The organism is Alteromonas sp. HB246098 (assembly GCF_054890645.1).
On record NZ_JBTZUG010000002.1, the window covers coordinates 46,845 to 58,944 of the forward strand.

Annotated in this window: 10 protein-coding genes; all 10 read left to right on the forward strand. The window is 46.4% G+C overall.

The genetic code is table 11. The features are described from left to right. Positions 1-9: 9 nt before the first annotated feature. Positions 10-1,542, forward strand: a complete 1,533-nt coding sequence (murD, locus tag ACYTPF_RS06125) for a UDP-N-acetylmuramoyl-L-alanine--D-glutamate ligase (RefSeq protein WP_461851561.1) — start codon at positions 10-12, stop codon at positions 1,540-1,542. After that, positions 1,539-2,960 (forward strand): cell division protein FtsW, encoded by a 1,422-nt coding sequence (gene ftsW, locus ACYTPF_RS06130; RefSeq protein WP_461851562.1) that lies wholly within the window; start codon positions 1,539-1,541, stop codon positions 2,958-2,960. Before murD ends, ftsW begins: the two co-directional genes overlap by 4 nt. Then, the gene (gene murG / locus ACYTPF_RS06135; RefSeq protein WP_461851563.1) at positions 2,953-4,095 is read left to right on the forward strand and encodes an undecaprenyldiphospho-muramoylpentapeptide beta-N-acetylglucosaminyltransferase; all 1,143 of its coding nucleotides are present in this window, start codon (positions 2,953-2,955) and stop codon (positions 4,093-4,095) included. The genes ftsW and murG overlap by 8 nt, the downstream gene beginning before the upstream one ends. After that, positions 4,095-5,540, forward strand: coding sequence for a UDP-N-acetylmuramate--L-alanine ligase (gene murC, locus ACYTPF_RS06140; RefSeq protein ID WP_461851564.1), 1,446 nt, complete (start codon positions 4,095-4,097; stop codon positions 5,538-5,540). Before murG ends, murC begins: the two co-directional genes overlap by 1 nt. 1 nt (position 5,541) lies before the next feature. Beyond that, on the forward strand, positions 5,542-6,525 hold the full coding sequence (locus ACYTPF_RS06145; protein WP_461851565.1) for a D-alanine--D-alanine ligase: 984 nt from the start codon (positions 5,542-5,544) through the stop codon (positions 6,523-6,525). 2 nt (positions 6,526-6,527) lie between these two features. Beyond that, the gene (locus ACYTPF_RS06150) at positions 6,528-7,298 is read left to right on the forward strand and encodes a cell division protein FtsQ/DivIB (RefSeq protein ID WP_461851566.1); all 771 of its coding nucleotides are present in this window, start codon (positions 6,528-6,530) and stop codon (positions 7,296-7,298) included. 7 nt (positions 7,299-7,305) lie between these two features. Then, positions 7,306-8,535 (forward strand): cell division protein FtsA, encoded by a 1,230-nt coding sequence (ftsA, locus tag ACYTPF_RS06155; protein ID WP_179984267.1) that lies wholly within the window; start codon positions 7,306-7,308, stop codon positions 8,533-8,535. Positions 8,536-8,644: 109 nt separating this feature from the next. Further along, complete coding sequence (gene ftsZ, locus ACYTPF_RS06160) at positions 8,645-9,811, forward strand: cell division protein FtsZ (RefSeq protein WP_118492812.1); 1,167 nt, start codon at positions 8,645-8,647, stop codon at positions 9,809-9,811. A gap of 213 nt (positions 9,812-10,024) precedes the next feature. Next, positions 10,025-10,936, forward strand: coding sequence for a UDP-3-O-acyl-N-acetylglucosamine deacetylase (gene lpxC, locus ACYTPF_RS06165; protein WP_014980041.1), 912 nt, complete (start codon positions 10,025-10,027; stop codon positions 10,934-10,936). 208 nt (positions 10,937-11,144) lie between these two features. Next, complete coding sequence (locus tag ACYTPF_RS06170; protein ID WP_461851567.1) at positions 11,145-12,023, forward strand: peptidoglycan DD-metalloendopeptidase family protein; 879 nt, start codon at positions 11,145-11,147, stop codon at positions 12,021-12,023. Positions 12,024-12,100 lie beyond the last annotated feature (77 nt).

Here is a 12,100-nt window from a genome sequence, read left to right on the forward strand (position 1 = left end):
TAAGTATTAATGTCGTATAACGTACGTGAGCATAGTTATGTAGTCGGTGGCCTAGGTGTTACAGGTCAGGCTTGCGTGCGCTTTTTGTTGCAACAAAAAGCAACGGTTAAAGCGTTTGATACACGTGCTAATTTTAATGCACCTACTGGTCTTGATACTGACATGCAAGCGTTTATGGCAGACAAGATCACTTGCACTGCTCTAAGTGAAGACTACTTTGAAGGCGTAGACACCTTGGTGTTAAGTCCGGGGCTTGCGCTTACTATTGAACAAGTGGCTTTAGCGCAAAAGTGTGGCGTTGAAGTAATCGGCGATGTTGAGTTGTTCGCCCGTTTAAATGCCCCCACGAATAGTGCTACGCCAGCTAAGCGCGTAGTAGGTATAACCGGCTCTAACGGTAAAACCACGGTTACTTTATTAGTGAACCATCTGCTTAAAAGCTGCGGCGTAAAAAGCATTGAAGCGGGTAACGTAGGTCGCCCTGTGCTTGAAGCGCTTCAAAGTGATGCCGATGTAGTGGTGATGGAGCTATCAAGTTTTCAACTTGAAACTACGTCTAGCCTGGTGCTTGAAGCTGCCACAGTGCTTAATATTTCCGATGATCACCTAGACCGTCACGGTACCCTTGAAGCCTATATCGATGCCAAGCATCGCATTTTTGATAACGCGAAATCTGCGATTGTATGGCGAGACGGTGAGTTTGTAGCGCCAGACGAGAAGATTATTGCTGACGCTAAGGGTAATGCTGCATCAAATGCCGTATCTAATGCAGTATCTGATGGCGTATCTAATGCTGAATTTAATGAAGACGCGCTAGCGTCAAAAACCATCGTTGAATATGGACTGGGAGAGTCGACCACAGGGTTTGCGATTGCGTCTTTTGACGGTGATGGTAGTGCTCGTGACGATGAACAAAGTCTATACATTACGTTTAATGGTGAAAAGCTTATTGCCCTTAGCGATATTCATTTAGCGGGCATGCATAATGTGCTTAACATCATGGCTGCATTAGGCATATGCCAACAGCTAGGTGTCTCGCCAGCGCTCGCGGTTAAACATCTACACAGTTTTAAATCTGCACCACATCGGTGTGTGGAAATAGCCCGTGTAAACGATATCCGCTATATCGATGACTCCAAAGCAACCAACATTGGCGCCACGGTTGCGGCCCTTGAAGGGTTAGCCCCGACTATACAGGGGAAGCTAATTCTTATTGCAGGTGGTGACGCTAAAGGTGCAGACATAGCCAGCCTTAATCCTTATCTAACTAAATATGTATCGCACGTGTTTGCTTTGGGCAAAGATGCACACCTGTTTGAAAAGAGTTTTGCGCATACAACGCGTGTGGCAACCATGAAAGACGCCGTAAAAGCGGCAACAAGGCTAGCAGCCTCTGGTGATGTGGTATTGCTTTCGCCTGCGTGTGCAAGTTTAGATATGTTTAAGAACTATATGCATCGCGGTGACGTGTTTAAACAAGATGTATACGACCTACATAATCTACATAGTCAGAACGACCGCGCTATGGAGGTTACATCATGATGACTGCCTCTACCAAACTTAGTGCGCTATTTGCCGCGAAGCACGACGGGCAGCCCTCGGCAACGCATCCATATGATGTCACCTTGATCTTAATTGCGCTCGCGCTAATGAGCATTGGGGTTGTAATTGTTACGTCAGCATCAATGCCGGTAGCCGATAGGCTACACGACAATCCTTTCTATTTTGCTATTCGCCACGGTATTTACATTGTTGGGGCCATCATTGCCGCAATGGTAGTCCTTAACTTGCCTATGCAGTTTTGGCGCATGACCAACCCCTACCTTCTGCTAGCGGCTATCGCACTATTACTAGCAGTACTGGTGGTGGGAAGAACCGTGAATGGTAGTACCCGTTGGTTAGCGATTGGGCCTATAACCATTCAAGCCGCCGAACCGGCCAAGCTCTTTTTCTTTGCGTATTTGGCTGGGTATCTGGTTCGTCGTTACGAAGAAGTGACCGAAAATCTAAAAGGATTTATTAAACCCCTTGTCGTGTTCTTTGCGTTAGCGATGCTATTACTGCTACAGCCAGACTTAGGTACCGTCGTTGTGATGTTTGCAACCACAATTGGCCTGTTGTTTTTAGCAGGTGCAAGACTTTGGCAGTTCTTTGCATTGGTGTTTGCGGGCATATTGGCGGTTGTAGCGCTTATTGTGTTTGAAGAATACCGAATGAAACGGGTTACCTCCTTTTTAGATCCTTGGGCCGATCCGTTTGGTGCTGGTTATCAGCTTACCCAGTCTTTAATGGCCTATGGCCGCGGTAACTGGTTCGGTCAAGGATTGGGTAACAGCTTACAAAAATTAGAATTTTTGCCTGAAGCACACACTGACTTTGTTATGGCTATTTTAGCTGAAGAGCTCGGATTTGTTGGCGTGCTTGCCGTACTTGGCCTTATTTTATGGATGGTATTACGTGCGCTAAGCATTGGAAATAAGGCCCTTGAAAAAGGGCGAGCGTTTGATGGTTACATGGCTTACAGCATAGGCATTTGGTTCAGTTTCCAGACGGCGGTAAATATTGGTGCAAGCGCCGGTATTCTGCCAACCAAAGGGCTAACACTGCCGTTAGTTAGTTACGGCGGTTCGTCACTTATCATTATGTCAGTAGCTGTAGCCATATTACTTCGTATCGATTTTGAATTACGGGTTGATGGCGTACAGGCGATTGGCCGAGGCGATAGCAAGTCCGGTAAAAGCAAAGCCCGTCGTAAAAAGCCTATTCCTACAAGCGCGTCGCAAACTAAAGCATCACATGCTGAAAGTGGGGCGAGTACAGAGGACAAGAGCGACGAAGCTGACTTTTCTACAGCGACGGTTGAAGCTAAACCCGCTAAAACATCAAGTGCGGAAGATGAAGGCAAAGCTGGCATTAAAGCTATTCTCGCTCGCGTGGCGCAGGAGGCGGATAATGGCTAAGCGTTGTTTAATTATGGCTGGTGGTACAGGCGGGCATGTTTTCCCTGGTCTTGCAGTAGCTAATGCGCTTCGAAATGAAGGCTGGGATATTCATTGGCTAGGCACTGCCGAGCGAATGGAAGCGCAAGTTGTGCCCAAGCACGATATTCCTATCCACTTTATTCCGGTAAAAGGGCTTCGTGGCAAAGGTATTTCCGCACGTCTTCAAGGTGCTGTTGCTTTAGTAAAAAGCTTGTTTTCAGCAAGACGAATTATAAAACGCCTACAGCCTGACATCGTTATTGGGTTTGGCGGCTATGCCAGCGGACCTGGTGGCGTTGCAGCAAAAAGCTTAGGTATTCCTGTGATAGTGCATGAGCAAAATGCAGCGGCAGGCATGACCAATAAGCTTCTCAGTAAATTCGCAAGCCGTGTGCTTCTTGGCTTTAACGATGCTAAAGAACAATTTTCAGGGGTTGCGGATAAAGTGCATACTGTTGGTAACCCTGTTCGCGATGAAATTTGGCAGGTGATGCCTAAAGCTGAAGATAATAACGCAGGCGCTCATGCTAACAACCTTGAAAACCCTCTAGGAAACACCAGTGGGGACAAGCAAGGTTTAAATATGCTTGTGGTCGGCGGAAGTTTAGGCGCTCAAATACTGAATGAAACTGTGCCCGAGACATGCGGTGTATTAGAAGGCTTATCGATAAAGCACCAGTGCGGTAAAGGCAACAGTAAAAGTGTTGCCCAAGCTTATAAATCCGCAGGCGCAGATATGTCGAAAATCGATGTCAGCGACTTTATCGACGACATGGCCGCAGCTTATGAATGGGCAGACTTTATTGTATGTAGAGCCGGTGCGCTTACGGTAAGTGAAGTAGCAGCAGCAGGGCGTGCAGCTATCTTTGTTCCGCTACCTTTTGCAGTGGACGATCATCAAACGAAAAATGCGCAGTCGTTAGTGAAGCAAAATGCGGCATTAATGATCGCTCAATCAGTATTAAAAGAAAATTTAGGGCAGGTGGTGCGTCAGTGGTTACAACACCCTGAAGACTGCTTGAATATGGGGCGCGTTGCAAAAACATGTGCAAGCACCCATGCCACGGAAAATGTAGTAAGCCACGTTAAAAGCGTGGTAGGAGTAGGGGACTAATGGTTTTTAAAACCCCATTTGAAAGCCCGCAAATGCGCAGGGTTAAAAGTATATTCTTTATTGGTATCGGTGGTGCCGGTATGGGTGGTATTGCAGAAGTACTGCTGAACGAAGGTTATGCAATTGCTGGCTCTGACATTCAAGAAGGGCCAATGACACAGCGCTTAAGCGAATTGGGCGCTGATGTGAAAATGGGTCATCGCGCTGAAAATGTCGAAGGCATGGACGTTATTGTGGTGTCTAGCGCCATCAATGAGCAAAACCCAGAAATTATCGTTGCTCGTGAAAAGCGCATTCCCATCATTCGCCGCGCTGAAATGCTGGCAGAGCTGATGCGATTCCGCCACGGTATTGCAGTGGCAGGCACGCACGGCAAAACGACCACAACCAGTTTAATTTCAACAATTTTTGCAGAAGCGGAATATGATCCTACGTTCGTTATCGGTGGTTTGCTTAACAGTGCTGGCACCAATGCGCGTTTGGGTAAAAGCCGCTATCTGATTGCAGAGGCTGATGAAAGTGACGCGTCTTTTCTTCATTTACAGCCGATGGTTTCAGTGGTGACCAATATTGAAGCCGATCATATGGATACCTATGGTGGCGATTTCTCGAAAGTAAAAGATACCTTTGTTGAGTTTTTGTCGAACCTACCGTTTTATGGCCAAGCCATAATGTGCGGTGACGATGCGAATATTCAAGAGATTCGGCCTCGCATAGGCCGAAGCATACTCACCTACGGTTTTGAATCACATAATGACTATCGCGCAGAAAACGTGTCTTTGTCATTCGGTAAAGCGAATTTTACGGTTATTCGCCCGGAACGCGAACCGTTAGATATAACGTTGAATCTTACCGGCAACCACAATGTTCTTAATGCCCTTGCTGCTATCGCTGTAGCTACGGATGAAGGTGTAGATGACGACGCTATCATTCGCGCACTAGCCAGCTTTGGTGGAATAGGCCGTCGTTTCGAGCAGCTAGGTACGTTTAATACCAGCAAAGGTGAGGTGTGTTTGGTGGATGACTATGGTCACCATCCAACGGAAGTAAGGGCAACTATTGCTGCGGCTCGTGCAAACTGGCCTGATAAGCGTTTGGTTATGGTCTACCAGCCTCATCGCTTTACGCGCACCCGCGACCTTTATGAAGATTTTGTTGAAGTGCTGTCGAGCGTTGATGCGCTTTTACTTCTGGATGTTTACGCCGCCAGTGAGCAACCTATTGAAGGCGCTGACAGTAAAGCGCTATGCCGTTCCATTCGTCAGCGCGGCCAGATAGAGCCTGTATATGTGGGCGATAAAGACGCGCTGCCAGGAATTTTAGCGAATATCATGCAAGACGGTGATATCGTCATGACTCAGGGTGCCGGTAACATCGGACAAATTGCCAAGCTTCTAGCACGCCACGAGTTAGAGCCTGCAACACTTGCAAAAGAAGGGGAATAACATGATTAGTCCTTCGATAAGTGCTCGCTCGCAGAAAACCCATTCGCCCAGTGAGTACGGCAAAGTGGCTGTGCTGCTTGGCGGTGACTCGGCAGAGCGCGAAGTATCACTTAATTCAGGTAGCGCGGTATTAAAAGCGCTATTAAGGCAAGGCGTAGATGCCTTTGGTTTTGATCCAGCAGAGCGACCGCTTACTGATCTTCTTGAGTTAAAAGTCGATAGAGCGTTAATCATGCTTCACGGTCGTGGCGGTGAAGATGGCTCGATGCAAGGGGCCCTTCAGTTCCTAAAAATTCCCTATACGGGGAGCCCCGTTTTAGGTTCTGCGCTGGCAATGGATAAAATTCATACTAAGCAAGTGTGGCAAAGTTTAGGTTTACCCACTGCAAAATATGAAATTGCTGATAAAAGGCACTTTGAAGCTGGTAAGTGCAGCGCTATAATGGATAAATTGGGGAATGAAGTCATGGTAAAACCGGCCAGAGAAGGGTCGAGTATTGGCATGGCAAGAGTGACAAGCGCTAAACAACTCGAAACTGCCATACAGGACGCTTTTAAATACGATAATCAAGTCCTGTTAGAGCAGTACATAGACGGCCCCGAATTCACTGTTTCTGTATTACAGGGGCAGGCGTTGCCGTCTATTCGCATGTCTACTCCACATACATTCTATGATTATGCTGCGAAATACCAGGATAATACGACAGAATACTATTGCCCAAGCGGCTTGTCTGAAGAGCAAGAAGCACAGTTAGCGAAATTAGCATCTCGTGCTTTTGACGCTATTTCTGGCAGCGGCTGGGGAAGAATTGATGTTATGCAGGACAACCAAAGGCAATTTTACTTGCTAGAGGCAAACACAGTACCTGGCATGACAGAAAAGAGTTTGGTGCCGAAGGCAGCCAAAGTTGCAGGATTAACATTTGACGAACTGGTACTAAGTATTCTTTCTACCAGTTTTGATGACGTTGCGAACAAGGCCTAAAAGTGGCGGAAAGCAATACTAACCAAGTTAAGTCTGCTTCTGAAAAAGGCGGAAAAAGCAAAACGGCAGTGTGGGGCGGTGTCGCTTTCTTACTGTTTGTAATTGCTGGGTTAGTATTTGGTGGGCTTAAAGCAAACCAGTATTTGCAAGACGAACAGCAAATGCCGGTTCAGGTTATCGATTTTTCTGGTGATTATCAGCACATCGATATTACTAAGCTGGAGAGCTTAATACGCAAAGCGCAGCCAGGAAGCTTTTTTGCGCTTGACGTTAACGAAGTATTTGAACTTGTGGAAGCGCAGCCTTGGGTTTATCGCGCGTCAGTTAGAAAGAAGTGGCCGAATACGTTAAAAATTTATTTGGTTGAGCAACAGCCCGTTGCGCAATGGAATGAAGATTTGTTGTTAAATCCTTATGGGGATACGTTTAACGACGAAGGCGTGAAGCTTAACTTGCCGCGTCTGTACGGCCCTGGCGGCAGTGAAAAAACTGCCTTAGAAGGCTATAACGCGATGCACGCATTAATAGCAACAACAGACATGACAATTGATGAATTGTCACTGAGTGAGCGATTTGCATGGCAAGTGCAGTTGAAAAACGGCATTAAATTGAATTTAGGACGTCAGGAGTTTATCGATAGGCTACAACGCTTTATTGATGTTTATCCACTTTTGGCGCAACAAGAGAAGGCGGTGAAATACGTCGACCTTCGCTATGACACGGGCGTAGCAGTCGGATGGAAAGACGACAGCGCCACAGATGAAGAGAGTTAAGGAAACCATGTCAAAACCTGCTGAACGCAATTTGATTGTAGGACTAGATATCGGCACCAGCCAAGTAAAAGCTGTGGTGGGTGAATTACTAGAAGACGATCAAATCAGTATCGTAGGCGTGGGCACCCATGCATCGAAAGGTATGGATAAGGGCGGCGTTAACGATTTAAACCTAGTCGTTAAGTCGGTACAGCGTGCAGTAAACGAGATGGAGTTAATGGCAGATTGCCGTGTGTCTTCAGTTTTCATGTCTATCTCGGGACGTCACGTAAAATGCCAGAATGAAAACGGCATGGTACCGATTAACAACCAAGAAGTAACACAAGAAGATGTAGATAACGTTATTCATGCGGCGCGAAGTGTGCCAATTGCAGCAGAACGTCGTTTACTTCACGTACTACCTCAAGAATTTACGATTGATGTACAAGAAGGCATTAAAAACCCTATCGGTATGTCGGGAGTAAGAATGGAAGCCGATGCCCACATTATCACTTGCGCCGACGATATGGCGAAAAATATGGTGAAGTGTGTTGAGCGTTGTGAACTGAATGCAGACCAGCTAATTTTCTCAGCGTTAGCGTCAAGTTACGCAGTGTTAACTGACGACGAGCGAGAGCTTGGCGTGTGTGTGGTTGACATTGGTGGTGGCACTATGGATATGGTTATATTCACAGATGGTGCGATTCGCCACACGGCAGTTATACCGGTTGCGGGTAATCAAATTACCAGCGACATCGCTAAAATATTTAGAACGCCTATCAGTAATGCAGAAGAAATTAAGGTGAATTATGCCTGTGCATTAAAAGATATGGTGAGTATGGAAGACAGTATTGAAGTACCTAGCGTGGGCGGGCGCCCGGCTAGAGTCATGTCTCGTCATACGCTAGCTGAGGTCATTGAACCTCGCTATCAAGAGCTTTTTGAGCTGGTACATGATGAAATTCGTGCCAGCGGTCTGGAAGAGCAAATTGCAGCAGGTCTTGTACTTACTGGCGGTACCGCTAAGATGGAAGGTGCTGTGGAATTTGCCGAAGAACTTTTCCAGATGCCCGTGCGCGTGGGCAAACCTATCGACGTAAAAGGCTTGTCTGAATACGTTGATGATGCTGGCTTTGCAACAGTCGTAGGGCTGCTGCAATATGGCAAAGTACAATCTGATAATAAGAAATCCAGTACGCAGAAACCCGGTGAAAGCTTATTTCATCGAGTGCAAAGCTGGTTTAAAGGTGAATTTTAATTTTATTTTGGGGGCGCTATAGCTACGGCATTAAGGCTAGCAGGAAGCAATTAGCCTAAGGGAATGACCTGGCGTAGTGTTGAAAAAGACGTACAACCGGAGAGTAAGTATGTTCGAATTAATGGATAGTCACGGCGAAGAAGCCGTAATCAAAGTCATCGGTGTCGGTGGCGGCGGTGGTAATGCCGTTGAGCACATGGTGTCTCAAAGCATTGAAGGCGTAGAATTTATCGCAGTGAATACTGACGCACAGGTGCTTCGTAGCTCAAGTGCAGACGTAACACTTCAAATTGGCTCAAGCGTAACCAAAGGCTTAGGTGCAGGTGCCGATCCAAATATTGGTCGCGAAGCTGCGCAAGAAGACAGAGAAACCATTCGTCAGGCGCTAGACGGTGCCGATATGGTTTTCATCACGGCCGGCATGGGCGGTGGTACAGGTACAGGTGCAGCACCTGAAGTAGCGAAGATTGCTCGAGAAATGGGTATTCTTACGGTAGCGGTAGTGACTAAACCGTTCCCATTTGAAGGTAAAAAGCGTACCTCTTTTGCTGAGCAAGGCACTGTAGAGCTTGCTAACAACGTTGACTCGTTAATTACCATCCCTAACGAAAAGCTATTAAAAGTAATGGGTCCAGGTACGCCGCTTCTTCAGGCATTTAGCGCAGCAAACGATGTTTTGCGCGGCGCAGTTCAAGGTATTGCGGAGCTTATTACTCGCCCTGGTCTGATCAACGTTGACTTCGCAGACGTACGTACTGTTATGTCTGAGATGGGTAAAGCCATGATGGGTAGCGGTGCAGCAAGCGGTCCAGACCGTGCTGAAGAAGCTGCCGAAGCAGCAATTGCCAGCCCACTGCTTGAAGATATCGATCTGTCAGGTGCACGCGGTATTCTTGTTAACATAACAGCGGGTCCTGATTTCGCTATCGACGAGTTCGAAACTGTGGGTAATGCAGTTAAAGCGTTCGCATCAGAAAACGCGACCGTGGTTGTCGGTACCGTTATCGATATGGAAATGACAGATGAGCTTCGCGTAACGGTTGTTGCGACCGGTATTGGCGCAGAGCGTAAGCCTGACATTTCATTAGTAAGCGCAGAAGGTTCTCGCCTTACCCAGCCGGCTAAGGAATACGGTAATTCACAAACAAGTGAGCCGCGTTCTGCAGTAGGTGGCACAGAAGGCAACCAAGCGCTGAAAGCTGACGATAGTGCACAGCCAGACAACGATTTGGAGTATTTAGATATTCCTGCATTTCTTCGCAAGCAGGCAGACTAATTTAGCTGCCTGAAACGGAAGGGAATTATTTTACGTTTGTGTTGTCTTACTCAGTAAGGTGTATTTACACAGCGTGAAGAATTTCGCGTGAATAGGTCGAAAAAATGCGTAATCTGACAAGGTAAAACTTGCCAGAACGGGTGTTTTTTGACATGTGAGTAATAACTCACTATAATTCGCGCCCGCTTTTTTAATAGGTAAAAGCTTAAGCAGATGATTAGACAACGTACAATCAAGCAATCGGTACAAGAGACCGGAATTGGGCTTCATAAAGGGGAAAAGGTCACAATGACTCTCCGACCTGCGCCAGCAAACACGGGTATCGTGTTTAGGCGTGTTGACCTTGAACCACATGTTGACATACCTTCGCGTGCGAACGCGGTAGGTAATACCATGCTGTGTACGTGCCTGAACAACGAAGACGGTGTAACTATCCAAACGGTAGAACATTTAGCGTCTGCGCTTGCAGGTTTAGGTATCGACAACATTATTGTTGAAGTAGACAGTAACGAGCTGCCAATTATGGACGGAAGTGCTAGCCCGTTCGTATTCTTGCTTCAATCTGCCGGTATCGAAGAGCTAAACGCGCCTAAGCAATTTATTCGTATTAAAAAGCCAGTTCGTGTAGAAGATGGCGATAAGTGGGCCGAATTAGTGCCTTACGATGGTTTCCGCGTTGATTTCCAAATTGACTTTGATCATCCTGTGATCAGTCAAACTCGTCAGCATATGGTGATGGATTTTGATTCATGCTCATATGTAAGCGAAGTTAGCCGTGCACGAACTTTTGGTTTTATGCGCGACTTAGAGTACATGAATGCTAATAATCTAGCGCTTGGTGGAAGCATGGAAAATGCTGTGGCGCTAGATGAGTTCCGCGTACTTAACCCTGAAGGGTTACGCTACGATGATGAATTCTTAAAGCACAAAATTTTGGACGCCATTGGTGATTTATACCTTGGCGGTCATAGTTTAATTGGTGAGCTGCGTGCTTATAAAACTGGGCACGGCCTTAACAACAAACTTTTAAATGCAGTTTTGGCACAGAAAGAGTGTTGGGAGTTTGTGACCTACGACTCGCAGGAAACGGCACCAATTCGTTACGCTCAACCGGCGTTAGCGTAAAAAATTTAGAAAAGCCGCCTAACGGGCGGCTTTTTTTCATATGGCAATTACTGTAATAAATGATACAGTAGCCGAATAATTAATATAAATTTCACCCATTCGACAAAAAACTATAAGTTGAAGGTTGTCGCCTTTGGCTAAAAACGCATTCATAGTGTTATGAAGTGGTATGAAAAGAGTGGCGTGAAACAGCAATTTTCTTCGTGGTATGAAATTAACAATCACATTAGCAGGTAAAAATAAACGCTACAGGCACAGCATTAGTGTCCGTACACTCGTGAGCGCAACCGTGCTCTCGTCTATTTTTATGCTAGTGTCGAGCCGTTCTACTGAATCTGTGTCGGAAGATGTCGCACGGGTTCGTTTAGCGCAAACTGAAGTCAGCGAAAAACAAAAAGACGTTGAGGCGCTAAAGCAACAGACCACAATAAAACTAAAAGCTTTGCTTTCTCATGTAGCAGAATTGTCTGCACAGGCCTCGCTACTTGACGAAAAGGGCAAGCAAATCGCAACAGAATTAGGTATGTCAGCGGCTGACCTGGACGCTTTCGTACCGGTATCGATACCGGATAACCTTCAAGACGATCCCATCCTTCACGAAATAGCCAAACTAGAGCAATCACTTGATTTAAAGTCTCAACAGTTGTCTATGCTTGAAAGTTTGGTAAGGGGTCACCATATCAACGAACAGAGCCAATTATCTGGTCGTCCGATAGAGTCAGGGTGGTTGTCTTCTTATTATGGTATGCGGGCCGACCCGTTTACTGGCGAACCTACCATGCACAAAGGGCTAGACTTCGCGGGTAAAGCAGGGGAAAACGTAGTGGCAACTGCCGCAGGTATTGTGACCTGGGCGGGTGAGCGTTACGGCTATGGCCAGCTAGTAGAAATTGATCACGGTGATGGTTATGTTACCCGCTATGGGCATAACGACACCCTTACTGTTTCAATAGGCGATGTGGTGACCAAAGGGGAGCCAATTGCAAAAATGGGCAATACGGGGCGCTCAACTGGCGTTCATGTCCACTACGAAGTAATAAGAAACGGAAAACCAATCGATCCTCTGCCTTTCGTTTACAAAAAGTAGACAAGGTAGCAGCCAGGTAATTCTCGTTGATAATGCCTTATTAGTTAAGGTCATTTGAAGCGAAGAAGCATAATTTA

Bases quoted from the DNA above. Each gene is read 5' to 3' on its own strand.
- murD (WP_461851561.1), top strand. From the start codon at position 10: ATGTCGTATAACGTACGTGAGCATAGTTATGTAGTCGGTGGCCTAGGT.
- murG (WP_461851563.1), top strand. From the start codon at position 2,953: ATGGCTAAGCGTTGTTTAATTATGGCTGGTGGTACAGGCGGGCATGTT.
- ftsW (WP_461851562.1), top strand. From the start codon at position 1,539: ATGATGACTGCCTCTACCAAACTTAGTGCGCTATTTGCCGCGAAGCAC.
- lpxC (WP_014980041.1), top strand. From the start codon at position 10,025: ATGATTAGACAACGTACAATCAAGCAATCGGTACAAGAGACCGGAATT.
- ACYTPF_RS06170 (WP_461851567.1), top strand. From the start codon at position 11,145: ATGAAATTAACAATCACATTAGCAGGTAAAAATAAACGCTACAGGCAC.
- ACYTPF_RS06145 (WP_461851565.1), top strand. From the start codon at position 5,542: ATGATTAGTCCTTCGATAAGTGCTCGCTCGCAGAAAACCCATTCGCCC.
- murC (WP_461851564.1), top strand. From the start codon at position 4,095: ATGGTTTTTAAAACCCCATTTGAAAGCCCGCAAATGCGCAGGGTTAAA.
- ftsZ (WP_118492812.1), top strand. From the start codon at position 8,645: ATGTTCGAATTAATGGATAGTCACGGCGAAGAAGCCGTAATCAAAGTC.
- ftsA (WP_179984267.1), top strand. From the start codon at position 7,306: ATGTCAAAACCTGCTGAACGCAATTTGATTGTAGGACTAGATATCGGC.